This is a genomic window from Alteromonas sp. 5NW40-0090 (assembly GCF_057552975.1).
In genome coordinates, this window is sequence record NZ_BAAJLT010000002.1 from 414,877 (window position 1) to 441,301 (window position 26,425).

Genomic DNA, 26,425 nt, shown 5'->3' on the forward strand with positions numbered 1-26,425 from the left:
GCAAATTGGGATTTGTGCTATTATTGCGCGCAAATCCCTTTTTGTTTGAATAAGTACCAAGAGAGATAAGGCATGCAAACGCTCACCATTACTACGCCAGACGATTGGCATCTTCACTTTCGCGATAACGAAATGCTAGCAGAGACAGTGCCTGCAACTGCACGTTGTTTCCAGCGCGCGATTGTTATGCCAAACCTTGTACCACCAGTGGTTAATGCTGAAATGGCAGTGGCGTATAAAGGGCGAATTGAGGCTGCAAGACCAAATGGCAGTAGCTTTGAGCCTTTAATGACTTTATTCCTTACTAACCAAACAACTCCCCAAGATATTGTCGATGCAAAACAAGCTGGGGTAACCGCATGTAAGCTTTATCCTGCTGGAGCTACCACTAATTCAGACGCCGCAGTGAAAGGCATTCAGGCTTTGTACCCGGTATTTCAAGCCATGCAAGAGCAAGGATTGTTACTGTTGATACACGGTGAAGTGACCGAGCATCACATTGATATTTTTGATCGTGAAAAAGTATTTATTGATACCCATTTAGGCCCTATCGTTGACGCATTTCCTAGGCTGAAAGTGGTGTTCGAGCACATTACTACAGCAGATGCCGCAAGCTTCGTTGCGGGCGCCAGCGAGTTTGTAGGCGCCACTATTACGCCTCAGCATTTATTGCTTAACCGTAACGATTTACTGGTTGGTGGGGTGCGCCCTCACAACTATTGCTTGCCAGTACTTAAACGCAACACACATCAAAAAGCGTTGCGCGACATGGTGGCAAGTGGCAACAATAAATTCTTTTTAGGTACTGATTCTGCACCTCATGCTAAGCATAAAAAAGAGAATGCGTGCGGCTGTGCAGGTTGCTACAGTGCATGGTCTGCAATAGAGCTTTATGCAGAAGTGTTTGAGCAGCTAGGCGCAATAGACAAGCTTGAAGGCTTTGCTAGCCATTATGGTGCAGATTTTTATGGTTTACCTCGAAATACGACTACAATGACACTAGTGAAAGAGTCGTGGACGGTACCAGAACAAGTAACCCTAGCTGATGGCACCGATATGGTTCCATTTTTTGCGGGACAAACGTTGCAGTGGAAATTAGAAAAGGCATTTCAAGCTTAGCAATATATATTAGTGTCTGTTTATGTGCCCTATGGAGCTTTTCTATAAGGGCACAAACACTCTCCTACTCTCACGCCAAAGATTTACCCAGCGCCATCACTCCCTCCGACCAGCAGAGCATTCAATCTTACTCATTTACGGTGTTTGAAAATGCTTTATCAAAGAGTGGTATTGATTTAAGGCCTGCTGATAAAGCAATGCCTAGCGGATCCCAAATTCATTTCAACGTCATAAGAAATGAAGATAATGAAAATTATTACTACTGGATAACGCCGTTATTTGCCTTTAAATGTGGAGGTGATGTCCCTTGTACGCCGAATGCAGGTAGTCAGGAAATAACAATAGCAGTGAGCTACATTGCACTTGCAAAAACTAAAAGCACTGTTGAAACTGCAGAGCGCCTGAGTGAACTAGTGAGCCAATACAAGCACTCAAAAGCGTTTACTTTGCATGCTAAAACGATGTTAAGTGAATTGAAGCTATCTTTTCCAGCTACCATACTTGCTTTTGGCACTTTAAGCCTAGTGGGCGAACTGCATACAAATACCGACAACCTTTGGGTAATCGCTGACGTAGTGCCTTTGTTTTCTGAAGTCGGAGAGCGAGGAAGAATTGAAGGTATCGCTGCTGATTTGGTTAGCGATATTTTGGATGAGATGGCACTTGACCAGACTATTCTCTCTGCGCCTTGGACAAGAATAGCAAAGGAAGCCATGACCAAGTCTAACGTTCTGGTATTTTCTGTAATTCGAACTGATGAAAGAGAAAACGTGTTCCACTGGGTAACGCCGGTTTCAAGAAATCTTCACGGTCTGTACGGTATTGATAAACCCTATTTTCCTTTCTTTGAGGATGTTCCGAAGACCTACAGGGTAGGTACCTTATTGGAGGACTATCGCTATCAAATCGCGATAGAACATGGCTTCAAAGTAAAAGCCTATGATTCATGGCAGGCGTTAGTGGACGCACTGATTAACAACGAAATTGATACTATTTTCGGTTCTCAGGGAGCAATTGACTTTGGATGTAACCCAAAGCAATTTAAATGTGAGACAATAACCCTCTCGAGTAAGTACGACATTTCAACGGCCTACCTAGCACTGTCAAAAAAAGACACCTGTGTTTTGGCTTTAGAGAAGCTCAAGTTAGCGGCGGCCGGTGTGAAAATGAGTGACAAGTTTAATGAGCAGCTTTCTTCATGGAGTGACATGGTGTCTGAAGAATACGGCATAGCTCATCATACCAAAAATGGTGTAGTGCACCTTTGGAAACCTAATTAATGACAGTTGAAACCGTTAAGCATTTAGATATAAACCCGGCCATCACTAAGGCGCTAGACTCACAAGGCATTTACCAACTTTCCCCTATACAGGCACAATCGCTCCCTGAAGCGTTGCAGGGAAAAGATGTAATAGGCCAAGCGCAAACTGGCAGCGGCAAGACTCTATGCTTTGTAATTCCTGCCTTGCAGCACGTAGAAGTGAATGATTTTACCACACAGGCCATCATTCTTTGTCCTACCAGAGAGCTTGCTGATCAAGTGGCGCAGCAGTGCCGTTCGGCGGCTAAAAACATTGGCAATATCAAGGTAACCACGCTGTGTGGTGGCCAGCCTATGGGGCCCCAGATTCAGTCATTGAAGCACAGCCCTCATATTATTGTGGGCACGCCGGGTCGCGTAATGGACCATGTGGAAAAGCGTCGAATTGACCTAAGTAACGTAAAGTTGCGTGTCCTCGATGAAGCCGATCGCATGTTAGACATGGGCTTTGAAGACGATTTACGCATTATTTTCGGTCAAACGCCGAAACAAGTGCAAACCCTATTGTTTTCTGCAACTTTTACAGAACAAATTGAGCGTGTAGCTAAGCAGTACCTGCACAACCCGGTAACCTGTAAAGTTGAGTCTCAAGACAGTAAACCCGCTATCACACAATTGGGCTACAACGTGCTCCCGCACACACGCACTCAAGCGCTTAAAGCGGTACTTACCCACTACCAACCTAAAAACGCCATAGTATTTTGTAACCGTAAGGTTCAGGTAAACGAAGTGGTTGACGAGCTTATCGAGGATGGCTTTAGCGCAGCTGGGCTTCAGGGGGACTTGGAACAGCATCAACGCACGTCGGTGCTAATGCAGTTCGCCAGCGATGCGCTACAAGTACTTGTTGCCACCGATGTTGCCGCGCGAGGGCTGGACATTGACGATGTTGCCTGCGTGATTAATTACACAGTAAGTGAAGAGCCGGAAACCCATATTCACCGCATTGGCCGAACGGCACGTGCGGGCGCTAAGGGTATGGCAGTGACGCTAGTGAGCGATGACGAAGAGCACTTTTTGCGAAAAATTGAAGTGTTACAAGAAAGCGACATTCCGCTTAAAGGCGCGCAAAGCTTACGTTTTCATAAAAACAAAATCACTCAGCCTGAATTCACTTGTATTTCACTAAGCGCGGGTAAAAAGGAAAAGCTTCGCCCAGGCGATCTGGTGGGTGCACTTACCAAAGATGCGGGCATTCCTGGCGACGACTTAGGCAAAATTAAGGTGCAAAACAGCATGAGTTTTGTCGCAGTGAAAACGCGAAGCGTGAAAAAAGCCATGGCGCACTTTAGAGAAGGAAAGATTAAAGGAAAGCGTATTAGAGCCCGAAAGCTTTAATATGCACTCATAGATCTAAGTACTGACGTTATTCAATGGAAGGTTGAGTGTGGTCGCTGAAACTGACTTGAGCGTGTTACTGAAAAATTTGAATCCTGTGGCGAGTGGTGAAAATTACGTTTTTACTACTTTGCCTGCTGACAGATTAACCAGCACGTTAATTTCAATAGCTAAGGGTATGTTTCAGGAACGCGAGGGCACCACGCTTATCCTTCCGGTTGCGGCAGCTGAGAAAGCTAACTTGCCATTTGAAGGTTATTACCGCTGTATAACCTGTGAAGTGCATTCTAGTTTGGAAGCGGTAGGCATGACTGCAGCTATGTCCACTGCGCTGGGTAAGGCAGGAATTAGCGCTAACGTGGTGGCCGCTTATTATCACGACCATATTTTCGTGCCAGCTGAAAAAGTCGAGTTGGCGATAGACGTTTTAACTTCGCTGTCTAACTAGGCCTGCCCCTTTTATTCCTGCCTGTTCTCTTTTCTAAAAAGCGCATCAACAAGCCCCATGGTTAAGCAATATTGGGCTGCATAGTAAGTTGTCATTACCCAAAAGGTAGACAGTGGGAGCGGGTTTTTGAAAACCGACTGAGCGAGAATGGCATCTGATATCACAAAAAGTAGCGCACCGGTTACGATTAGCTTGGTTTGAGCCAACCACACTGCGGTTAAGCCCATCAGTGTGATTACGCTCATATATGCCACTACAGGGTAAAAAAGCGAACTTGATGCAGGCAGAATATGAACGGCCATCACTGCCGTAAAGCTAATAATGATAAGGCTAATTAGCCATTTCACATTGCGCGAAATAATTCCGCCTGAGAGCGCTTTGAGTTTTTGGCGATTTAGATTGGCAAAACACGCGGCATAAGATAAGTGCGCAACAAAAAAGCACGCCAAGCCGACAATAAAACTATCCGCAAAGGGCAAGGCCAGACTAACATCTCCAGCAAGACTGAAAAGTAACGCCGTCAACACCATATATCGCGGCATGGCGCGAAGTTTTAGATAGGCGAAAACTGCCAGTACCACAATTGGCAGGGCTTTGGGTAAGAATTGCGCCACGTAGGGGGTAAGCGGCAGCGTCGTCAGGTAAGTCAACGCTAAGCTGCTAAAGACAAGAGTTGTTCTTACATTCATGTTTAGCCTTTTTGAAACTGCTTAGTCATACACTTCAGAACGACAAAAAAAGCCCCAGTTTGGTGACGCAAACATGGGGCTTTAGCTATCGTATTTTATGTACGCTACTCTCTATGTACTGTGTTTAGAGTACGCGAATTACCAAATTTTCACGCGTTCTTCTGGTGGTAAATACAACGCATCTTCTTCGGTCACGTTAAACGCTTCGTAGAATTCAGGTACGTTGCGAACAGCACCGTTAGTGCGGAACTTCGTAGGTGAATGGGTATCGGTTTGTACTTGGCTGCGCAGCGCTTCTTCGCGATATTTGCTTGCCCAAACCTGGCCGTAACCAATGAATACACGCTGATCGCCAGTGAAACCGTCTAGTTCAGGGGCTTCTTCACCATCAAGAGACAGGTGGTAAGCTTTAAGTGCGATGCTGATGCCGCCAAGATCGCCAATGTTTTCACCTAGGGTATATTCACCGTTTACGTGCAAGTCAGGCAGAACCTCAAACTGGTTGTACTGTTCAATCAAGTTCGCAGTGCGTGCTTCAAACTCGCCGCGATCTTCATCCGTCCACCAGTTTCGCAGAACGCCGTCACCGTCGAAAGTAGACCCTGAATCATCAAAACCATGGCCAATTTCGTGACCAATTACCGCGCCAATACCGCCGTAGTTAACCGCGTCTTCGGCGTTCATGTCAAAGAACGGCGGTTGAAGGATAGCCGCAGGGAATACAATTTCGTTTAGCGGCGGGTTGTAGTAAGCATTAACAGTTTGTGGTGTCATGCCCCATTCATGGGTCCACACTGGGCCACCTTGTTTTTTAAGCATTTCTTCATACAGCACGTCAGATGAACGCTTAAGGTTTCCAAACAGGTCACTGGCATTAACTGTCAGCGCTGAATAGTCTCTCCACTGGTCCGGGTAACCAATTTTAACGGTAAACTTAGACAGCTTGTCTAGTGCTTGTGCACGAGTTTCGTCTGTCATCCAATCAAGATTTTCGATACTTTCTTTGTAAGCTAACAGCAGGTTATTAACCATTTCCATCATGCGGTCTTTCGCTTCAGGCGGGAAGTGCTGTTTTACATAAACCTTACCGATAAGCTCGCCAACGTGGGCATTTGAAAGGCTTACCGCACGACGCCATTGTGGCTGTTGCTCTTCAACACCGCGAAGCACTTTACTGTAGAAATTGAAGTTTGCTTCATCAAGCTCGGCATTTAAGCGACTGGCTGAAGCATTTAACAAGCCCCACTTAAGGAACGTTTTCCAATCTTCCAGTGAGGTTTCTGCAATAACGCCATCAATGTTTTGCATGTAGTCTTTTTGCAAAATACCTAGCGAAGGAATGTCGCTTATATCAGCTTGGGTTAGATAAGCGTCCCAGTCAAACTTAGGCATTAACGCTTTAAGTTCTTCAATTGTCAGTTTGTTATAGTTGGCAGCAAAGTTACGGGCCTGCTCTTTTTTCATATGTAGCTGAGCAATTTTAGTCTCAAGTGCGAACAGCATATCCGCACTTTCTTTGGGCGCGTCGAAACCCGCCAGCTCAAACATGGTTTGAATGTGTTTAACGTAGGCATCGCGAATGGTTTGTGATGTTTCGTCTTCCTTAAAGTAATACTCGCGCTCAGGAAGGCCTAAACCCGACTGCCACGTGTACATTAAGTATTCTTTCGGTGACTTAAGATCAGGGTACTGAGTTAGGCTAAACGGTGTACCGTAGCCATAACGGGCGGCATAAGCAAAGTACTCAGCAAGGTCGGTGTAGTCTTCAATGGCTTCAATCTTAGTTAACTCAGGCTTTAGCGGTGTCATGCCAAGTTCGTTGCGGGTTTCCATGTCCATATAGGCACGGTAAAAATCACCGACTTTTTGCTCGTCGCTGCCCGCTTTAAAGTCGCCTTCGGCAGACGATTTTATAATATCCATAACGTGATCTTGTGCTTCATCGCGAAGGATCACGAAAGAACCGTAGCTCGATTTATCTGCTGGTATTTCAAAATTATCAAACCACTTGCCGTTTACGTAGCGGAAAAAGTCATCACCTGGGTCAACAGACAGATCCATATTTTCTTTAATGACACCTGAAGAAAGCTGTTGTTGAGCCTCTTCGGTAGCCGCGCTTTGTGTCTGTTGTTCTGTGGATGAATTTTGTGGGCTACAAGCCGTGAGGGCCAGCGCCACGCTTAAGCTTAAAACGCTACGTAACATGTGGAGTTTTCCTTTTCATTTTATTGGGCAACATTTGGGCTTGCCGCTTATTGTTTTTAGTGCGTTGCGAAACCTGTGCATCCCTTCTAAAGAATGGTGTGGCGTATTGCGTGCACGCTTTTTACTAATTTTTAGCATGGCGGGGGGGATAGAAAAAGTGTTTATAGTGAAAATACACAGCTTGTAACAACTTGTAGGGCTAATTTCGCTATAGTGTTTTTTTCCCACACTACAACATTCAAGGAACGGTAATGGACTTACACAATACCCCTTTCGATAGCGTATCACCCTGTGAGTACGCCGATGCGCTGCCAAGAGAGCAGTTCATGCACTATGCGATAAAACCATTGTGGGAAGGCATGCCACGCATTGCGGGTCCAGCATTTACCGTTAAGTGTGAGCCGGGTGACCATCTTATGCTGCATGCGGCGATATATCGCGCAAGCCCCGGTGACATTATTGTTGTGGAGGCCGATGATGAATTCGCTGTTGCGGGCGGTAACGTCTGCGCGATAGCCCAGTCTCGCGGCATTAAAGGCTTCGTGATTGATGGTGTTATACGAGACCTTGCAGAAACCCGTGACAACAAATTCCCAGTATTTGCCAGGGGCGTTATACCCAAGCCAGGAGCCAAAAAGTGTATAGCCCCGTTAAATGAGCCGATTACCTGTGCAGGTGTAACTGTTCACGCCGGAGATATCATTGTTGCAGACGAAGAGGGCATTGCAGTAATTCCAAAAGATGAGGCGCTAGCAGCCTATGACATTGCCCAAAAGCGAGCCCAGAAAGATGGCTCCATGTTACTTGAACAGTGGCAGGCTGAGCACGCTGAAAAAGTGGAAAGCATACTCGCTAAATTAGGCTTTGCAGAGTGAAGACTGACAGGAAATTAGCTTAGTGTTGAGTTGTTTTATGTAAACTCTTCTCCAAATAATAATTTTCGCCAAGTATCAGCCTGTGCCAAATATTAACTAATGTTAAACGAGCTTTGCGGTAAAAAAGCACCGCAAAGTTCAACACACTTTCAGTTATCGTGTAGAATTGTGACGTAAGCATTTTGGGGCATACGTAAACGTGCTCTGTCACTGAATAACTAACGAGTTCTACATGTTTTCATTTTTTGAAAAGCTGACCCAGCCTTTCCCTGACACGCCGCCTACTCAACCGCCAACAGGTATCGTTGCATTTTGTAAGTACTACACAAAAGGCATGTGGGGCGTAATCCTTACTGTTTCTGTGCTAAGTGCCATTGTTGCTATGTTAGAAGTGGCGCTGTTCGGATTTTTAGGGCAGTTAGTTGACTGGTTCTCTGATCAAAACCGAGACACGTTTTTAGCCGACCAAAAATTTACCCTAATTGGCATGGGTTTAACCGTTCTCGTTTTTATTCCATTGTTTATTCTGTTGCGCTCGCTGTTTTCTCGTCAGTCTTTGATGGGGAACTACCCCATGCGCATTAGATGGCAGGCACACCGCTATTTGCTTGGCCAAAGTTTAACCTTCTTCCACGATGAGTTTGCCGGCCGTGTGGCTACCAAGGTGATGCAGACTGCACTATCGGTAAGAGAGGCCGTAACCAAGGTTCTCGATTTGCTGGTGTACATCAGTGTTTATTTTATCTCTATGGTCGTGCTTATTTTTAGCACTGACTGGCGCTTAGCTATGCCGCTTATCGTGTGGTTCTTTGTGTACATTGGCATTTTAAAAGTGCTGGTGCCTAAACTAAAAGAAGTCTCGCAAAAGCAAGCCGACGCGCGCTCATTAATGACCGGACGTATTGTTGATAGCTATACCAATATCACAACGGTGAAGCTGTTTTCACATAGTCGACGCGAAGCGGATTACGCTAAAGAAAGCATGTATGGTTTTCTTAAAACGGTTTACCCGCAAATGCGTTTGGTTACCGTGTTGGAGTTCTGTGTAGAAATGGCTAACGCCATTCTTATTTTCACCATTGGTGCGCTATCTGTTTATTTATGGATGGAAAACATTGCGAGCCCCGGCGATATTGCCATTGCTATTAGTCTGTGTTTGCGACTAAACGGTATGTCGCACTGGGTTATGTGGGAAGTATCAGGCTTGTTCGAGAACTTAGGCACAGTGCAGGACGGCATGAATACCTTAGCACAGCCGATTGCGGTTAAAGACAAGCCTAAGGCGAACGCACTTAAGGTAAATGGCGGCGGGATTAACTTCGACAACGTGAACTTCTCTTATGCGGGGGCCGATGAAAAACCTATTGAAGTGTTTAAAAACCTCGATTTGAACATCAAGCCCGGAGAAAAAGTGGGCTTAGTGGGGCGTTCTGGCGCAGGTAAATCGACGCTGGTTAATTTGCTCATGCGTTTTTATGACACCCAGAGCGGTCGCATTGTTATTGACGGCCAAGATGTCACTGAAGTAGGACAAGAAACCCTTCGCGCCAAAATTAGCATGGTGACACAAGATACTTCACTGATGCACCGCTCGGTACGCGATAACATCCTTTACGGTCGAACCGATGCGACAGAAGAAGATATGATCCGTGCAGCCAAACAGGCCGAAGCGCACGACTTTATTCTTACCCTTACCGATAGTCACGGTAGAACAGGGTACGACGCGCATGTAGGTGAGCGAGGCGTTAAGCTTTCAGGCGGTCAGCGCCAGCGAATTGCCATAGCTCGAGTGTTACTAAAAGACGCGCCTGTATTGGTACTAGACGAAGCAACATCGGCATTAGACTCAGAGGTTGAGGCGGCTATTCAGGCCTGTCTGGATAAAGTGATGGAAGGCAAAACCGTGCTGGCTATTGCTCACCGCTTGTCGACCATAGCGCAAATGGATAGGTTACTTGTGCTGGATAAGGGCAACATTGTAGAGCAGGGAACCCATGCCGAGCTTATTGCGCACAATGGTATATATGCCAAGCTCTGGGCACATCAAACAGGCGGATTTATTGGCGTCGAGTAGGTAAAGCGCGAAATAGTGTTCAATCGCAGATGGGATGGATAAACCGCTTGTATCTTGAAAGTGGTTAAGTATAATACGCGTCCCTCCCTTGCGATACCGCACTTTCCTTAGAAAAGACGCACAACTCACAAGGGCAGTGTAAGTAAATTTTGTCTTTTAGACACCACAGGGGTGTAGTTCGAATTGGTAGAACAGCGGTCTCCAAAACCGATGGTTGGGGGTTCGAGTCCCTCCACCCCTGCCAAATTTACTTAAACTAAGAATTTTTAAATTGCGCATTTAATGAGTGCGTAAAACAACGACGCTGTAGTGCTAGGATCGTAACATGAGCGAAAAGACGGAAAATCAGTCCAATGCATTGGACATGTTTAAATGGGTAGTGGTTTTTGCACTACTTGCCGGTTTAGTAACCGCTAATACAATGTACGGTGAGATCTCGGTACTATACCGTGCTATCGCTATTGTTGTAGTAGTTGGTATAGCTGGTTTTATCGCGGCAACTACCGAAAAAGGTAGCACCTTCTTGAGCTTTGCTAAAGAGTCTCGCACAGAAGTACGCAAGGTTGTGTGGCCAACTCGTCAAGAGGCAAACCAAACTACACTTATCGTGCTTGCAGCGACGTTAATCATGGCACTAATTTTATGGGGACTAGACGGCATCATCGTTCGTGTAGTTGGCTTTATTACTGGAATAGGAGCATAAACGTATGTCTGAAGAAGAAGCAGTAAAGAAAAGATGGTACGTAGTTCAAGCCTATTCGCAATATGAGGCTCGAGTTAAGAAAACCCTGCTTGAATACATCAAGATGCACAACATGGAAGACTACTTCGGTCAGGTACTAGTACCAACAGAAGAAGTGGTAGAAATGCGTGCAGGTCAAAAGCGTAAATCTGAGCGCAAGTTTTACCCTGGTTACGTATTAGTAGAAATGGCGATGACAGAAGAGTCATGGCACTTAGTGAAAAGCGTACCTCGCGTACTTGGCTTCATCGGCGGCACATCAGACCGTCCTATGCCAATCACGCAGAAAGAAGCGGACGCTATCCTAAATCGTCTAGAAGAGAACGTTGATAAGCCAAGACCAAAGACGCTGTTCGAGCCAGGCGAAGTTATTCGCGTTATCGATGGCCCATTTGCAGACTTCAACGGTGTGGTAGAAGAAGTAGACTACGAAAAGAGCCGCGTAAAAGTATCGGTACTTATCTTCGGTCGCTCTACTCCAGTAGACCTAGAATTTGGTCAGGTAGAAAAAGGCTAAGCCTACTCAAGCTACCGTATAGCATTTTTAAAAAGCCCCGTTTGACGGGGCTTTTTTGTATAAGGTCTCCGGTTCAACGGCGAGAGCGTAAAAATACTGACCTTTCGATGGTTTTTTATTCTAAATAGCCCTTGCATAGTAATTAATCACCTTATATAATGCGCGCCCTTTTAAACGGAAACGGGAAGCCGATTGAGCAAATAATCTCTGTATTTGCGAGGCGTTAGACCCAAACAAGAGAGCATGTAAAATGGCTAAAAAAGTAAGCGGTATTATCAAGCTTCAGGTTGCAGCAGGTGCTGCTAACCCAAGTCCACCAGTTGGTCCTGCACTAGGTCAACACGGTGTAAACATCATGGAATTCTGTAAGGCTTTCAACGCGAAAACAGAAAGCCTTGAGAAAGGCGCTCCAGTACCAGTAGAAATTACTGTATACGAAGATCGCTCTTTCACATTCGAAACTAAGACTCCTCCTGCGTCTTACCTGCTTAAGAAAGCAGCGGGCATCAAGAGTGGTTCTGGCCGTCCTAACACTGAAAAAGTGGGTAAAGTTACTCGCGCTCAGTTGGAAGAGATTGCTAAAACTAAAGAGCCAGACCTTACTGCAGCTGATCTTGATGCAGCGGTACGCACTATCGCGGGTTCTGCTCGCTCAATGGGCTTGAACGTAGAGGACTAATCGAATGGCTAAATTAACTAAACGCGCTCGCGTAATCCGCGATAAAGTTGACTCTACTAAAGAGTACGAAATCAACGAAGCAGTAGCGCTTCTTAAAGAACTAGCAACAGCTAAGTTCGCAGAAAGCGTAGACGTATCTGTTAACCTTGGTATCGATGCGAAGAAATCTGACCAAAACGTTCGTGGTGCAACTGTACTACCTAACGGTACTGGTAAAGACGTTCGTGTTGCAGTATTCACTCAAGGTGCAAATGCTGAAGCAGCGAAAGAAGCTGGTGCAGACATCGTTGGTATGGATGACTTAGCTGAGCAAGTTAAGAAAGGCGAAATGAACTTTGACGTAGTAGTTGCTAGCCCAGACGCGATGCGTGTTGTTGGTCAACTAGGTCAAATTCTAGGTCCACGCGGCCTTATGCCTAACCCAAAAACTGGCACTGTAACGCCTGACGTTGCAACGGCAGTTAAGAACGCTAAAGCTGGTCAGGTACGCTACCGTAACGATAAGAACGGTATCATCCACGCTAGCATTGGTAAGATTGCGTTCGAAGCGAACCAAATTCAAGAAAACCTTGAAGCGTTACTTGAAGCATTGAAGAAAGCTAAGCCTTCTTCTGCAAAAGGTACATATATCAAGAAGATCAGCCTAAGCACTACAATGGGTGCTGGTGTTGCTCTTGATAAGGCTTCTGTAGGTCTTTAATTTCGCTGAGCTTAGGCTCATCGAAATCTCTTAAAGGTTATGGGTTGGAGCTGTGACAATTAGCAGTGCTAATAAGCAGCTCCCGTCCTAGACCGCAGGTGCGGTGTGGTGAAAGAGGTAAGAGAACTTTCACAGTCAACACACTGCTTAATACAACAACCTGCGCAGACGGTGGTTTGACTCAGACTCTCTGGGGTAACAAACACCGTAGAGCGGTATCAACCATGAGGGTTGGTATCAATCTGTGAACCCTGACGGCGCAAGCGGTTAATCCGCAAACAAAGTCAGATACAAAGAGGTGAACTCAGTGGCACTAGGTTTAGCAGCAAAAAAAGAGATCGTAGCAGAAGTTTCTGAAGTTGCGTCTCGCGCTCTATCCGTAGCCGTTGCTGAATACCGTGGGATGGAAGTTGCAGAACTGACTGACCTACGTGTTAAAGCTCGTGAGCAAGGCGTATACCTAAAGGTTGTACGTAACACTCTTGCAAAGCGTGCTCTAGCAGACAGTCAATTTGCAGACTTAGACAGCGCCTTAACTGGTCCGCTTATCTATGGTTTCTCTATCGACGCACCAGGCGGTGCGGCACGTCTTTTCAAAGACTTCGGTAAGACTAACGATAAGCTAAAGGTTACAGCACTATCTATTGGTAGCGGTCTTCTTGGTCCAGAGAAATTGGACGCAGTTGCAGCACTACCTACCCGCGACGAAGCGCTTGCGAAACTACTTGCAACCTTCAAAGCACCAGTTGGGAAATTCGTTCAAACAATCAACGAAGTTCCTGGCAAGTTTGTGCGCGTATTGGCGGCGGTCAAAGACACCAAATAATTGGCGTTTTTGGCATATTGATTTTTTTAACATTTTATACCCAGGAGTTTAGAGAACATGGCTCTAACTAAAGAAGATATCTTAAACGCAATCGCTGAAATGCCGGTAATGGAACTGGTAGAACTAATTGAAGCGGCTGAAGAGAAATTCAACGTATCTGCTGCAGCTGCTGTTGCTGTTGCTGGTCCAGCTGCTGGCGGCGACGCTGCTGCTGCAGAAGAAAAGACTGAATTCGACGTTGTAATGACTTCATTCGGTGGCAACAAAGTTGCAGTTATCAAAGCAGTTCGCGGCGCGACTGGCCTAGGTCTTAAAGAAGCTAAAGAAGTAGTTGAGTCTGCTCCTAAAGCTATCAAAGAAGGCGTAAGCAAAGATGAAGCTGAAGCACTTAAGAAAGAGCTTGAAGAAGCTGGTGCAGAAGTAGAAATCAAGTAATCTGACATAGTCAGATTATTGCCTGAGACGGCAAGGCTGGTGGTTTTTTGAACCACCAGCCTTTTTGCGCTGTATAGTGTGTAGAATCTAACCCTTGGTTACACTACTTAAAGCGCCATTCGGAAATACCCATAAAAAGCATAAAAATCCAACAAGTTAACTAATAATTGGTTAAATTTTGTTGTATGCTGGTGTATCTGCCCGAAAAAGGGTTGTGGAAGTTTGTTGCTTAGTGCGCCATTTGAAACGCAGCTTTTAGCCCATAGCACGCGTTTTAAAGCATTTTGCAGCAGGTTGGGTCATAAATCAGCAGGCTGAGGAACCCATGGTTTACTCTTATAGCGAAAAGAAACGTATCCGTAAGGATTTTGGCAAACGCCCACAGGTATTGGAAATTCCATACCTTCTTTCAATTCAGCTTGATTCTTTCAAAAAGTTTATTGAGACCGATCCGGAAGCTCAATACGGTTTGGAAGCAGCATTTCGTTCCGTTTTTCCAATTAAAAGCTACTCAGGTAGTTCAGAGCTTCAGTATGTAAGCTACCGCCTGGGAGAGCCCGTTTTCGACGTTAAAGAATGTCAAATTCGCGGCGTAACTTTCTCTGCTCCGTTAAGAGTAAAACTACGGTTAGTGTTGTTCGATAAAGACGCTGCCCCAGGTACCGTAAAAGATATTAAAGAACAAGAAGTGTACATGGGCGAGATCCCATTGATGACTGAGAACGGTACGTTCGTTATCAATGGTACTGAGCGTGTTATCGTGTCACAGCTACACCGTTCACCTGGTGTATTCTTTGATCACGACAAAGGTAAAACCCACTCGTCAGGTAAAGTGCTTTATAACGCACGTGTAATTCCTTACCGTGGATCGTGGTTAGACTTCGAGTTTGACCCGAAAGATAACCTATTCGTACGTATTGACCGTCGTCGTAAGTTGCCTGCAACGATTATCTTACGTGCACTTGAAATGACGTCTGAAGAAATTTTAGATACTTTCTTCGACAAAGTAAGCGTACGTATCGACAAAGACAAACTAATGATGGAAGTGGTTCCAGATCGCCTACGTGGCGAAACGGCAGCTTTTGACATTATTGACGGTGAAGGTAACGTTGTTGTTGAAACGGGTCGTCGTATTTCTGCGCGCCACACGCGTGCACTAGAAAAAGCGGGTCTTACAGAGCTTGAAGTACCAGCCGATTACCTAATTGGCCGTGTTTACGCAGCTACTTACGTAAACGAAGACACAGGCGAAGTGATTGTAAGCGCGAACGAAGAACTTACCCTTGAAAACCTAGCGGCACTTAGCCAAGCGGGTATCAAAGAGTTCGAAACGCTTTACATCAACGAACTTGACCACGGCTCATATATTTCAGATACACTTCGTATCGATTCTTCAACTAACCGCCTTGAAGCATTAGTTGAAATTTACCGTATGATGCGTCCCGGTGAGCCACCAACGAAAGATGCAGCGGAAACCTTGTTCGATAACTTGTTCTTCTCTGATGAACGTTACGACCTATCTTCTGTTGGCCGCATGAAGTTCAACCGCCGTCTTGGCCGTGAAGAACTAATTGGTGCTGGTACACTAGACAAAGAAGACATTATTTCTGTAATGAAGCAGCTAATAATGATTCGTGACGGTAAAGACGAAGTAGATGACATCGATCACCTTGGTAACCGTCGTATCCGTTCTGTAGGTGAAATGGCAGAGAACCAATTCCGCGTTGGTCTTGTACGTGTTGAGCGTGCAGTTAAAGAGCGTCTAAGCTTAGGCGACCTAGACAACGTGATGCCACAAGATCTTATTAACGCTAAGCCTATCTCGGCTGCGGTTAAAGAATTCTTCGGCTCATCTCAGCTTTCTCAGTTCATGGACCAAAACAACCCGCTATCAGAAGTAACGCATAAGCGTCGTATTTCTGCATTAGGCCCGGGTGGTCTTACACGTGAACGTGCAGGCTTCGAAGTTCGAGACGTACACCCGACGCACTACGGTCGTCTATGTCCAATCGAAACGCCGGAAGGCCCGAACATCGGCCTAATTAACTCATTGGCGAGCTTCGCGCGTACCAATGACTTCGGTTTCCTTGAAACGCCGTTCCGTCGCATTGTTGATGGTGTGGTAACAGACGAAATCGATTACTTATCTGCAATTGAAGAAGGTCAATTCGCAATCGCTCAGGCTAATATTGCGCTGACTGAGAATGGCGAGTTGGTAGACGACCTAATTCCTTGTCGTCACCGCGGTGAAACTACTTTGATGCCGACTGAAGACATCAAATACATGGACGTTTCACCACAGCAAATCGTTTCAATTGCTGCGAGCATTATCCCATTCCTAGAGCACGATGATGCGAACCGTGCACTTATGGGTGCGAACATGCAACGTCAGGCAGTACCTACACTACGCGCTGATAAGCCGCTAGTTGGTACCGGTATGGAAAGAACTATCGCGGTTGACTCAGGTGTTACTGTAGTTGCTAAGCGCGGTGGTGTGGTTGACTACGTAGATGCCAGCCGTATCGTAATTAAAGTAGACGAAGACGAAATGCTTCCAGGTGAAGCGGGTATCGATATCTACAACCTGACTAAGTACACTCGTTCTAACCAAAACACGTGTATCAATCAGAAGCCTACTTGTAGTGTTGGCGACCCGATTGTTACTGGTGACGTGCTAGCTGACGGTCCTTCAACAGACTTAGGTGACCTTGCACTTGGTCAGAACATGCGTATCGCGTTCATGCCGTGGAATGGTTACAACTTTGAGGATTCAATCCTTATCTCTGAGCGTGTAGCGCAGGAAGACCGTTTCACTACTATCCACATTCAAGAGCTTAGCTGTATCGCTCGTGATACTAAGCTTGGGCCAGAAGAAATTTCTTCTGATATCCCGAACGTGGGTGAATCTGCATTAAGCAAGCTTGATGAATCAGGTGTTGTTTACATTGGTGCGGAAGTGAAAGGCGGTGACATCCTTGTAGGTAAAGTAACGCCTAAAGGTGAAACTCAGCTTACGCCAGAAGAGAAACTACTACGTGCAATCTTCGGTGAAAAAGCCTCTGACGTTAAAGATACGTCTCTACGTGTACCTAACTCTGTTCACGGTACGGTAATCGACGTTCAAGTATTTACCCGTGACGGTGTAGAGAAAGACAAGCGTGCGCTAGAAATTGAAGACATGCAGCTACGTCAGGTTAAGAAAGACCTTACTGACGAGTTCGAAATTCTTGCAGACGGTATCTTTGCTCGTGCGCAAACTGCCCTTCTACGTGCTGGTGTTGATCAAGCTAAGCTTGATAGCCTACCGCGTGAAAAGTGGTTTGAAATTGCACTTAACAGCGAAGATGCACAGCTAGAACTAGACCAAATCGCTGATCAACACGCTGAAATTAAAGCAGACTTCGATAAGAAGTTTGAAACTAAGCGTCGTAAGATCACTCAAGGCGATGACCTAGCACCGGGTGTACTTAAGATCGTTAAGGTTTACCTTGCGGTTAAACGTCACATCCAACCGGGTGACAAGATGGCCGGTCGTCACGGTAACAAAGGTGTTATCTCGACTATCCAGCCAGTAGAAGACATGCCATACGATGCTAACGGTACGCCGGTAGATATCGTTCTTAACCCACTAGGTGTACCGTCTCGTATGAACATCGGTCAGATCCTAGAAACGCACTTGGGTATGGCTGCACACGGTCTTGGTGTGAAGATTGATCGCATGATTAAAGAGCAGCGTGAGCTGGCTGAACTACGTGAGTTCTTGAAGAAGGTGTACGAGCTTGGTGAGAATCACCAAGAAGTTGACATCGATAGCTTCACTGACCACGAAGTACGTCGTCTAGCTGAAAACCTTCGTAAGGGTGTTCCAGTAGCGACGCCTGTATTCGACGGTGCACGTGAATCTGAAATCAAAGAAATGCTGAAGCTTGCTGACATTCCAGAAAGCGGTCAGATTTCATTGTTCGACGGTCGTACCGGTCGCGAGTTTGAGCGTCCAGTTACGGTTGGTTACATGTACATGCTGAAACTGAACCACTTAGTAGACGACAAGATGCACGCGCGTTCTACTGGTTCTTACAGCCTTGTTACACAGCAGCCTCTTGGTGGTAAAGCACAGTTCAGTGGTCAGCGCTTCGGTGAGATGGAAGTGTGGGCACTTGAAGCATACGGTGCAGCATATACCCTTCAGGAAATGCTTACTGTTAAGTCAGATGACGTTAACGGCCGTACCAAGATGTACAAGAACATCGTCGATGGCGACCACAGAATGGAGCCTGGCATGCCAGAGTCATTCAACGTACTACTTAAAGAAATTCGCTCGTTGGGTATCAACATCGAGCTTGAAGAAAAGTAATACGGCAATCGCCGCGTAATGTTATGAGATGGCCCGGTGCTTGCGCCGGGCTCTAGAGACTGACTCCGCTGGGAGAGTAATGTGAAAGACTTATTAAAGTTTCTAAAGCAACAAAACAAGACTGAAGAATTCGATAATATTCGAATCGGTCTGTCTTCACCTGACATGATCCGTTCATGGTCATTTGGTGAAGTTAAAAAGCCTGAAACAATCAACTACCGTACGTTCAAGCCTGAGCGAGACGGTCTGTTCTGTGCGCGTATTTTTGGTCCGGTTAAAGACTATGAGTGTCTTTGCGGTAAGTACAAGCGCCTTAAGCACCGTGGTGTTATCTGTGAGAAGTGTGGCGTTGAAGTTACACTGACTAAAGTACGTCGTGAGCGTATGGGTCACATCGAGCTAGCTAGCCCGGTTGCACACATTTGGTTCCTTAAATCACTTCCGTCTCGTATCGGCCTAATGCTTGATATGACACTTCGTGATATTGAACGTGTACTTTACTTTGAATCATACGTGGTAACAGAGCCAGGTATGACTACGCTTGAGCGCAGCCAACTTCTAAACGAAGAAGAATACTTGGATGCACTTGAAGAGCACGGTGATGAGTTTGAAGCGAAGATGGGTGCTGAGGCAGTATTCGATCTTCTTACAGCACTAGACGTAGACGCAGACGTTGCGGCTATGCGTGAAGAGCTGCCTTCAATCAACTCTGAAACCAAGCGTAAGAAAATTACTAAGCGTCTTAAATTGCTTGAGTCATTCCAACAGTCTGGTAACAAGCCAGAGTGGATGATCATGACGGTTCTTCCGGTACTTCCACCAGATTTACGTCCTCTAGTACCACTAGACGGCGGCCGTTTTGCAACGTCTGACCTAAACGACTTATACCGTCGTGTTATTAACCGTAACAACCGTCTTAAGCGTCTTCTAGACCTAGCTGCTCCAGACATTATCGTACGCAACGAAAAGCGTATGCTTCAAGAGTCTGTTGATGCGCTTCTAGATAACGGACGTCGTGGTCGTGCGATTACCGGTTCTAACAAGCGTCCACTTAAGTCGCTTGCAGACATGATCAAAGGTAAGCAAGGTCGTTTCCGTCAAAACCTTCTTGGTAAGCGTGTTGACTACTCAGGCCGTTCTGTAATTACCGTTGGTCCTACGCTACGTCTTCACCAGTGTGGTCTTCCTAAGAAGATGGCACTTGAGCTATTTAAGCCGTTTATCTACGGTAAGCTTGAAGGTCGTGGTCTTGCGACAACAATTAAAGCTGCTAAGAAGCTTGTAGAGCGCGAAGCACCAGAGGTTTGGGACGTACTAGACGACGTTATCCGCGAACACCCGGTACTACTTAACCGTGCACCTACACTTCACCGTTTGGGTATCCAAGCATTCGAACCTACACTAATCGAAGGTAAAGCGATTCAGCTTCACCCTCTAGTGTGTGCGGCGTACAACGCCGACTTCGATGGTGACCAAATGGCGGTACACGTACCGTTGACAATCGAAGCACAGCTAGAAGCTCGTGCACTTATGATGTCAACGAACAACATTTTGTCACCTGCGAACGGTGAGCCAATTATCGTACCTTCACAGGACGTTGTATTGGGTCTTTACTACCTAACGCGTGACAAAGTAAACGGCTTAGGCGAAGGCATGGTATTTACCAGCCCGAATGAAGCAGAAAAAGCATACCGTACAGGTAATGCAGAGCTTCACTCTCGCGTTAAAGTACGTATTACTGAATATGACATCGATGAAGATGGCAACAAAACTGAGAAAGTTACGCTAACTGACACTACTGTTGGTCGTGCGATTTTCTCATTAATCCTTCCAAAGGGTCTGCCGTTTGAAATCATCAACCAAGCGATGGGCAAGAAGCAAATTTCAAGACTATTGAATGCTTGTTACCGTACGCTAGGTCTGAAAGACACAGTAATTGCTGCTGACCAAATCATGTATACCGGTTTCCACTACGCGATGATCGCGGGTGCGTCTGTTGGTATCGACGATATGGTTATCCCTGCTGCGAAGAAAGACATCATCGATGCAGCGGAAGCAGAGGTTATCGAAATTCAGGAACAGTTCCAAAACGGTCTTGTTACCGCGGGTGAGCGTTACAACAAAGTTATCGATATCTGGTCAAATGCCAACGAAAAAGTTGCTAAGGCCATGATGGATAACCTTAAGACTGACATCGTAATTAACCGCGATGGCGAAGAAGAAGAGCAATCATCATTTAACTCTGTTTACATGATGGCCGACTCGGGTGCTCGTGGTAGTGCCGCTCAGATTCGTCAGCTAGCAGGTATGCGTGGTCTGATGGCTAAGCCAGATGGCTCAATCATCGAAACCCCAATTACGGCGAACTTCCGTGAAGGTCTGAACGTACTACAGTACTTCATCTCAACTCACGGTGCTCGTAAAGGTCTTGCGGATACCGCACTTAAGACAGCTAACTCGGGTTACCTAACGCGTCGTCTAGTAGACGTTGCACAAGACTTGGTAATCACTAACGACGACTGTGGCACATTCGAAGGTGTTCAAATGACACCACTAATCGAAGGTGGTGACGTTGTTGAGCCACTACGCGAGCGTGTACTTGGTCGTGTAGTAGCAGAAGATGTACTTAAGCCAGGCACTAACGAAGTACTAGTAGAGCGTAACGTTCTTCTAGACGAAGCGTTAGTAGACATGCTTGAAGCTAACTCAGTAGACCAAATCATGGTTCGCTCGGTAATCACTTGTGACAACGACTTCGGTGTTTGTGCTAAGTGTTACGGTCGTGACCTTGCACGTGGTCACATGGTGGGTAGCGGTGAATCGGTTGGTGTTATTGCAGCACAGTCAATCGGTGAGCCAGGTACACAGCTTACCATGCGTACGTTCCACATCGGTGGTGCGGCATCAAGAGCATCTGCTGAGAACAGCGTACAAGTTAAGACGGCGGGTAGCCTTAAGCTACACAATGCGAAATTCGTACGTAACTCTGACGGCAAAGTGGTTATCGTTTCTCGTTCAACAGAACTTACTGTGATCGACGAGCAAGGCCGTGAGAAAGAGCGCTATAAAGTACCTTACGGTGCTGTACTTAGCGTGGATGACGGTGCAACTATTGCAGCTGGCGACGTTGTTGCTAACTGGGATCCGCATAGTCACCCAATCATCACTGAACGTGCAGCTAAGATTAGCTTCGCAGACATTGATGACTCTAACACCGAAATGCAGCAAGACGAGCTTACTGGTCTAACCCGTATCGTTGTTAAAGACCTTGCGAAAGTAAACTCTAAAGAGCCTAAGCTAATTCTTGAAAGCGACGAGTTCGGTCTTCAAGAAATTCGTCTTCCAAGCTTCACAACCATCGAAGCGAAAGAAGGCAAAGTGGCTAACGAAGGTGACGTGCTAGCACGTATTCCTCAGGAAAGCTCGAAGACTCGTGATATCACGGGTGGTCTACCGCGCGTTGCGGACCTATTTGAAGCACGTAAGCCTAAAGAGCCTGCAATCCTTGCAGAAATCTCAGGTACTATCGGCTTCGGTAAAGAGACCAAAGGTAAGAAGCGTCTTGTAATTACACCTGCTGAGGGTGACGCATACGAAGAGATGATTCCAAAGTGGCGTCAGCTTAACGTGTTCGAAGGTGAGAAAGTGGAAAAAGGCGAAGTTATCGCTGACGGTCCAGAGTCTCCGCACGATATCCTACGTCTACGCGGTATCTCAGCAGTAGCAAACTACATCGTGAACGAAGTTCAGGAAGTTTACCGTCTACAGGGTGTTAAGATTAACGATAAGCACATTGAAGTAGTTATTCGTCAGATGCTACGTAAGTGCGTTATCACTCACCCAGGCGATACGCAGTTCCTTGAAGGCGAACAGGTTGAAGTATCGAACGTTAAAGTGGCGAACCGTGAAATTGAAAAGCACGGCAAGATCCCTGCGCAGTACGAAACACAACTGCTTGGTATCACCAAAGCGTCACTGTCTACTGAGTCATTTATCTCAGCGGCATCGTTCCAAGAAACAACGCGTGTTCTAACTGAAGCTGCGGTTCAAGGTAAAGAAGATGACCTACGCGGTCTGAAAGAAAACGTAATCGTTGGTCGACTAATTCCAGCGGGTACAGGTTTCGCTTACCACGAACGCCGCGCACAACGCCGTAAAGAGCAAATCGAAGAAATGTCAGTTTCTGCTGCTGAAGCAGAACAGGCACTAACCGAAGCGCTTAATGCTGGTGCAGACGAAGATACTGCCGAATAAGGCAAGATCATAGGAGTACGTTAACGTACTCCTAACAATTTGGCAGTTCAGTTGTACAGATTGCAGATAAATTAACTGCTTAACCTTTGTACACCTTGACAGTCAGAGCGATGATCTTTAATATTCCGCGACCCGATTTTGGATAGCCATCAAATGGCTCGATAAACGGTCGCGGTTTTTTGTATCAGCGCTCAGTGAATGTTGACGAGCACAATGTTCACAAACAAGCGCGATTAAGCAATTAATCGCATTAATATGGACCCAATCACAGTGATTGGGTTTTCGTAGTTTTTAATCAGGAGCTAGTTAATGGCAACAGTTAACCAGTTAGTGCGCAAGCCGCGTAGAAAGCCCGTTGAAAAAAGCAACGTAGCTGCTCTACAAGCTTGTCCACAAAGACGTGGTGTATGTACTCGTGTATATACTACTACGCCTAAGAAACCAAACTCTGCACTACGTAAAGTATGTCGTGTACGTCTAACTAACGGTTTTGAAGTTTCTTCATACATCGGTGGTGAAGGTCACAACCTACAAGAGCACAGTGTAGTACTTATCCGTGGTGGTCGTGTTAAAGATCTACCAGGTGTTCGTTATCACACAGTTCGCGGTACTCTTGACTGCGCAGGTGTAAACGATCGTAAACAAGCCCGTTCTAAGTACGGCGCGAAGAAGCCTAAGTCATAACGGTTCTCCGTTAGTAAGGCCAAACTGAAGTTTAAGAGTTTTGGGTTTTCCCTGAATTCATACGGAGAATAGAAAATGCCAAGAAGAAGAGTCGTAGGTCAACGTAAAATCCTACCAGAGCCAAAATTTGGTTCACAACTGCTTGCGAAATTCATGAATGTCGTAATGCTCGACGGCAAAAAGTCAGTCGCTGAAAGAATCGTTTACGGTGCGCTTGATATTGTTGCTGAAAAAACCGGCAAAGCACACCTAGATATCTTCGAGGAAGCGCTTGATAACATCCGCCCAACAGTAGAGGTTAAGTCTCGTCGTGTTGGTGGTTCAACTTATCAGGTTCCAGTTGAAGTACGTCCAGTTCGTCGTAACGCGCTAGGTATGCGTTGGATGGTTGAAGCTGCACGTAAACGTGGCGAAAAGTCTATGGCACAACGCCTAGCGGCTGAAATGCTAGACGCAGCAGATAACAAAGGTTCAGCGGTTAAGAAACGTGAAGACGTTCACCGTATGGCCGAAGCAAACAAAGCGTTTGCTCACTACCGTTGGTAATCAACGTTATTTAACTGAGAGAGATTTATGCCTCGTAAGACCTCGATTGAGCGTTATCGCAATATTGGTATTGTGGCTCACGTGGACGCGGGTAAAACCACGACCACAGAGCGTGTTCTGTTTTATACAGGACTGTCTCACAAAATCGGTGAAGTGCACGATGGTGCTGCTACCATGGACTGGATGGAGCAAGAGCAGGAGCGTGGTATTACTATCACGTCTGCTGCAACGACTTGTTTCTGGTCTGGTATGGAGCAACAGTTCGATCAACACAGGATTAACATCATCGACACCCCTGGACACGTAGACTTTACTATTGAAGTAGAGCGTTCATTACGTGTTCTAGACGGTGCAGTTGTTGTTTTCTGTGGGTCTTCTGGGGTAGAACCTCAATCAGAGACAGTCTGGCGACAGGCTGACAAATATCAAGTGCCACGCCTAGTGTTCGTTAATAAGATGGACCGGGCTGGCGCTGATTTTGAACGTGTTGTGGGTCAAATCCGCAAGCGTTTAGGCGCAAACTGTGTTCCGATTCAAATCAACATGGGCGCTGAAGAGAATTTCCATGGCGTCATCGACCTTGTGAAGATGAAAGCCATCAACTGGAATGAAGAAGACATGGGTATGACATTTACCTATGAAGATATTCCGGCTGAATATTTAGATACCGCTGAGCAGTACCGCACAGAAATGATCGAAGCGGCTGCAGAAGCATCTGATGAACTAATGAATAAATACTTGGAAGGTGAAGAGCTTTCTGAGGAAGAAATTCGTTCAGGCCTTCGTCAGCGTACGCTGAACAACGAAATTGTTCTTGCCACCTGTGGCAGTGCCTTCAAAAACAAAGGTGTTCAGGCAGTACTAGACTCTGTTATTCATTATCTTCCGTCTCCAACTGAAGTTAAGGCCATCACAGGTGTACTTGACGATAAAGACGAGACAGAAGCAGAGCGTCATTCAAGCGACGATGAGCCGTTCTCAGCGCTAGCATTTAAAATAGCGACTGACCCATTTGTGGGTACGCTAACCTTCTTCCGTTGTTACTCTGGTGTAGTAAACACGGGTGATACGGTTTATAACCCTGTTAAGGGCAAGCGTGAGCGCTTTGGTCGTATTGTGCAAATGCACGCTAAAGACCGTGAAGAAATTAAAGAAGTACGCGCAGGTGATATCGCTGCGGCCATTGGCCTTAAAGATGTAACCACCGGTGACACGCTTTGTGATCCTAACCATGTTATTACGCTAGAGCGTATGGAGTTCCCAGAGCCGGTAATTTCAATTGCGGTTGAGCCTAAGTCGCAAGCTGATCAAGAGAAAATGGGCATTGCCCTAAGCAAGCTTGCAGCTGAAGATCCGTCGTTTAAAGTGAAAACTGACGACGAGACAGGCCAGACGATTATTTCAGGTATGGGTGAACTTCACCTTGATATCATTGTCGACCGCATGAAGCGCGAATTTAAAGTTGAATGTAACGTAGGTAACCCTCAGGTTGCTTATCGTGAAACCCTTCGTAAATCTGTTGAAGTAGAAGGGAAGTTCGTTCGTCAGTCAGGCGGCCGTGGCCAATTTGGTCATGTATGGCTACGCATTGAGCCTCAAGAAGAAGGTTCAGGCTACGAATTTGTGAACGAAATCGTCGGTGGTGTGGTACCAAAAGAGTTCATTCCAGCGGTCGATAAAGGAATTCAGGAGCAGATGCGAAGTGGTGTTCTTGCAGGGTATCCAGTACTTGATGTAAAGGTTACGCTGTTTGACGGTTCATACCACGATGTTGACTCTTCTGAAATGGCGTTTAAGATCGCCGGCTCTATGGGTTTCAAAAAAGGCGCCGCAGAAGCAAATCCGGTGTTACTTGAACCCACAATGAAAGTTGAAGTGACTACTCCAGAAGACTGGATGGGTGATGTAGTTGGTGACATTAATCGTCGCCGCGGCATGATCGAAGGTATGGAAGATGGCGTCGCAGGTGTTAAAATAATACGTGCTAAAGTGCCGCTTTCAGAAATGTTTGGCTACGCAACTGACTTGCGTTCACAAACCCAAGGTCGTGCTTCATACTCAATGGAGTTCTTCAATTATTCTGAGGCGCCGAACAATGTGGCGCAGGCTATTATTGAATCTAGAATTTAATCTAAATGAAGGTTCGGTCCGGTCTATTGGTGGGTCGGACTTTTAACTTAGGAAACGAGAAAAATGGCAAAAGAAAAGTTTGAACGTACGAAACCCCACGTAAACGTGGGTACAATCGGCCACGTTGACCATGGTAAAACTACGCTAACTGCAGCTATCACTACAGTTCTTTCAAAGACTTACGGTGGTAACGCTCAGGCTTTCGATCAAATCGATAACGCGCCTGAAGAAAAAGCACGTGGTATCACCATCTCTACTTCACACGTAGAATACGATACTCCTACTCGTCACTACGCACACGTAGACTGCCCAGGACACGCTGATTACGTTAAAAACATGATCACTGGTGCTGCTCAGATGGACGGTGGTATCCTAGTAGTAGCTGCGACTGATGGCCCTATGCCTCAGACTCGTGAGCACATCCTACTTGGTCGTCAGGTTGGTATCCCTTACATCATCGTATTCATGAACAAGTGTGACATGGTTGAT

20 protein-coding genes and 1 tRNA gene are annotated in these 26,425 nt (G+C 46.1%); 19 read left to right on the forward strand and 2 right to left on the reverse strand.

Going from position 1 to position 26,425, the window contains the following annotated elements; all coding sequences use genetic code 11:
- Positions 1-72: 72 nt before the first annotated feature.
- From pyrC to AC27KT_RS03950, 4 genes are read left to right on the forward strand one after another with little or no spacing between them, the layout of a single operon-like run.
- A complete protein-coding gene (gene pyrC, locus AC27KT_RS03935; protein ID WP_487127554.1) occupies positions 73-1,119 on the forward strand; it encodes a dihydroorotase in 1,047 nt (348 codons plus the stop codon).
- On the forward strand, positions 1,089-2,399 hold the full coding sequence (locus tag AC27KT_RS03940) for a substrate-binding periplasmic protein (protein ID WP_487127556.1): 1,311 nt from the start codon (positions 1,089-1,091) through the stop codon (positions 2,397-2,399). The genes pyrC and AC27KT_RS03940 overlap by 31 nt, the downstream gene beginning before the upstream one ends.
- Positions 2,399-3,778: an ATP-dependent RNA helicase DbpA gene (gene dbpA / locus AC27KT_RS03945; RefSeq protein WP_487127558.1), complete on the forward strand. Its 1,380-nt coding sequence runs from the start codon at positions 2,399-2,401 to the stop codon at positions 3,776-3,778. The genes AC27KT_RS03940 and dbpA overlap by 1 nt, the downstream gene beginning before the upstream one ends.
- Positions 3,779-3,827: 49 nt before the next feature.
- A complete protein-coding gene (locus AC27KT_RS03950; protein WP_487127560.1) occupies positions 3,828-4,226 on the forward strand; it encodes an ACT domain-containing protein in 399 nt (132 codons plus the stop codon).
- Between the two features lie 11 nt (positions 4,227-4,237).
- Here the strand turns inward: AC27KT_RS03950 and AC27KT_RS03955 are convergent, their stop codons facing one another.
- Together AC27KT_RS03955 and AC27KT_RS03960 are read right to left on the reverse strand one after the other, a co-directional pair.
- Complete coding sequence (locus tag AC27KT_RS03955; RefSeq protein ID WP_487127562.1) at positions 4,238-4,915, reverse strand: lysoplasmalogenase; 678 nt, start codon at positions 4,913-4,915, stop codon at positions 4,238-4,240.
- Between the two features lie 138 nt (positions 4,916-5,053).
- Positions 5,054-7,120: a M13 family metallopeptidase gene (locus tag AC27KT_RS03960; RefSeq protein WP_487127564.1), complete on the reverse strand. Its 2,067-nt coding sequence runs from the start codon at positions 7,118-7,120 to the stop codon at positions 5,054-5,056.
- A 251-nt stretch (positions 7,121-7,371) separates the two neighbouring features.
- Between AC27KT_RS03960 and AC27KT_RS03965 the strand changes: the two genes are divergently transcribed.
- The 15 genes from AC27KT_RS03965 to AC27KT_RS04035 form a co-directional block, all read left to right on the forward strand.
- On the forward strand, positions 7,372-7,995 hold the full coding sequence (locus tag AC27KT_RS03965) for an RraA family protein (protein WP_487127566.1): 624 nt from the start codon (positions 7,372-7,374) through the stop codon (positions 7,993-7,995).
- Between the two features lie 232 nt (positions 7,996-8,227).
- A complete protein-coding gene (locus tag AC27KT_RS03970; protein ID WP_487127568.1) occupies positions 8,228-10,069 on the forward strand; it encodes an ABC transporter ATP-binding protein in 1,842 nt (613 codons plus the stop codon).
- 167 nt (positions 10,070-10,236) lie between these two features.
- Positions 10,237-10,313: transfer RNA gene (locus AC27KT_RS03975), tRNA-Trp, on the forward strand.
- Positions 10,314-10,394: 81 nt separating this feature from the next.
- Positions 10,395-10,772 carry a preprotein translocase subunit SecE gene (secE, locus tag AC27KT_RS03980; RefSeq protein WP_014951045.1) on the forward strand — a complete coding sequence of 126 codons (378 nt, stop codon included), beginning with the start codon at positions 10,395-10,397 and terminating at the stop codon, positions 10,770-10,772.
- Positions 10,773-10,776: 4 nt separating this feature from the next.
- Complete coding sequence (gene nusG, locus AC27KT_RS03985; RefSeq protein ID WP_487127571.1) at positions 10,777-11,328, forward strand: transcription termination/antitermination protein NusG; 552 nt, start codon at positions 10,777-10,779, stop codon at positions 11,326-11,328.
- Between the two features lie 250 nt (positions 11,329-11,578).
- Positions 11,579-12,007 carry a 50S ribosomal protein L11 gene (rplK, locus tag AC27KT_RS03990; RefSeq protein ID WP_014951043.1) on the forward strand — a complete coding sequence of 143 codons (429 nt, stop codon included), beginning with the start codon at positions 11,579-11,581 and terminating at the stop codon, positions 12,005-12,007.
- Positions 12,008-12,011: 4 nt separating this feature from the next.
- Positions 12,012-12,707 (forward strand): 50S ribosomal protein L1, encoded by a 696-nt coding sequence (gene rplA, locus AC27KT_RS03995; RefSeq protein ID WP_014980521.1) that lies wholly within the window; start codon positions 12,012-12,014, stop codon positions 12,705-12,707.
- A gap of 307 nt (positions 12,708-13,014) precedes the next feature.
- A complete protein-coding gene (gene rplJ, locus AC27KT_RS04000) occupies positions 13,015-13,533 on the forward strand; it encodes a 50S ribosomal protein L10 (protein WP_014951041.1) in 519 nt (172 codons plus the stop codon).
- Between the two features lie 57 nt (positions 13,534-13,590).
- Entirely contained in the window at positions 13,591-13,968 is a 378-nt protein-coding gene (rplL, locus tag AC27KT_RS04005; RefSeq protein ID WP_015068303.1) for a 50S ribosomal protein L7/L12, read from the forward strand.
- A 325-nt stretch (positions 13,969-14,293) separates the two neighbouring features.
- Positions 14,294-18,322 carry a DNA-directed RNA polymerase subunit beta gene (gene rpoB / locus AC27KT_RS04010; protein WP_487127574.1) on the forward strand — a complete coding sequence of 1,343 codons (4,029 nt, stop codon included), beginning with the start codon at positions 14,294-14,296 and terminating at the stop codon, positions 18,320-18,322.
- Between the two features lie 81 nt (positions 18,323-18,403).
- Positions 18,404-22,576 (forward strand): DNA-directed RNA polymerase subunit beta', encoded by a 4,173-nt coding sequence (gene rpoC, locus AC27KT_RS04015; protein WP_487127576.1) that lies wholly within the window; start codon positions 18,404-18,406, stop codon positions 22,574-22,576.
- Positions 22,577-22,885: 309 nt separating this feature from the next.
- Complete coding sequence (gene rpsL / locus AC27KT_RS04020) at positions 22,886-23,260, forward strand: 30S ribosomal protein S12 (RefSeq protein ID WP_014951037.1); 375 nt, start codon at positions 22,886-22,888, stop codon at positions 23,258-23,260.
- 75 nt (positions 23,261-23,335) lie between these two features.
- Positions 23,336-23,806 (forward strand): 30S ribosomal protein S7, encoded by a 471-nt coding sequence (gene rpsG / locus AC27KT_RS04025; RefSeq protein ID WP_014980519.1) that lies wholly within the window; start codon positions 23,336-23,338, stop codon positions 23,804-23,806.
- Positions 23,807-23,833: 27 nt separating this feature from the next.
- Positions 23,834-25,936 (forward strand): elongation factor G, encoded by a 2,103-nt coding sequence (fusA, locus tag AC27KT_RS04030; protein WP_014951035.1) that lies wholly within the window; start codon positions 23,834-23,836, stop codon positions 25,934-25,936.
- 63 nt (positions 25,937-25,999) lie between these two features.
- On the forward strand, positions 26,000-26,425 hold a 426-nt coding region (locus tag AC27KT_RS04035), incomplete at its 3' end, for a GTP-binding protein (protein WP_333970934.1).

What these genes read in the sequence shown, in the direction of transcription:
- pyrC (WP_487127554.1), top strand. Translation starts at nt 73, where the DNA reads ATGCAAACGCTCACCATTACTACGCCAGACGATTGGCATCTTCACTTT.
- dbpA (WP_487127558.1), top strand. Translation starts at nt 2,399, where the DNA reads ATGACAGTTGAAACCGTTAAGCATTTAGATATAAACCCGGCCATCACT.
- AC27KT_RS03955 (WP_487127562.1), bottom strand. Translation starts at nt 4,915, where the DNA reads ATGAATGTAAGAACAACTCTTGTCTTTAGCAGCTTAGCGTTGACTTAC.
- AC27KT_RS03960 (WP_487127564.1), bottom strand. Translation starts at nt 7,120, where the DNA reads ATGTTACGTAGCGTTTTAAGCTTAAGCGTGGCGCTGGCCCTCACGGCT.
- AC27KT_RS03965 (WP_487127566.1), top strand. Translation starts at nt 7,372, where the DNA reads ATGGACTTACACAATACCCCTTTCGATAGCGTATCACCCTGTGAGTAC.
- AC27KT_RS03970 (WP_487127568.1), top strand. Translation starts at nt 8,228, where the DNA reads ATGTTTTCATTTTTTGAAAAGCTGACCCAGCCTTTCCCTGACACGCCG.
- secE (WP_014951045.1), top strand. Translation starts at nt 10,395, where the DNA reads ATGAGCGAAAAGACGGAAAATCAGTCCAATGCATTGGACATGTTTAAA.
- nusG (WP_487127571.1), top strand. Translation starts at nt 10,777, where the DNA reads ATGTCTGAAGAAGAAGCAGTAAAGAAAAGATGGTACGTAGTTCAAGCC.
- rplK (WP_014951043.1), top strand. Translation starts at nt 11,579, where the DNA reads ATGGCTAAAAAAGTAAGCGGTATTATCAAGCTTCAGGTTGCAGCAGGT.
- rplA (WP_014980521.1), top strand. Translation starts at nt 12,012, where the DNA reads ATGGCTAAATTAACTAAACGCGCTCGCGTAATCCGCGATAAAGTTGAC.
- rplL (WP_015068303.1), top strand. Translation starts at nt 13,591, where the DNA reads ATGGCTCTAACTAAAGAAGATATCTTAAACGCAATCGCTGAAATGCCG.
- rpoB (WP_487127574.1), top strand. Translation starts at nt 14,294, where the DNA reads ATGGTTTACTCTTATAGCGAAAAGAAACGTATCCGTAAGGATTTTGGC.
- rpsL (WP_014951037.1), top strand. Translation starts at nt 22,886, where the DNA reads ATGGCAACAGTTAACCAGTTAGTGCGCAAGCCGCGTAGAAAGCCCGTT.
- rpsG (WP_014980519.1), top strand. Translation starts at nt 23,336, where the DNA reads ATGCCAAGAAGAAGAGTCGTAGGTCAACGTAAAATCCTACCAGAGCCA.
- fusA (WP_014951035.1), top strand. Translation starts at nt 23,834, where the DNA reads ATGCCTCGTAAGACCTCGATTGAGCGTTATCGCAATATTGGTATTGTG.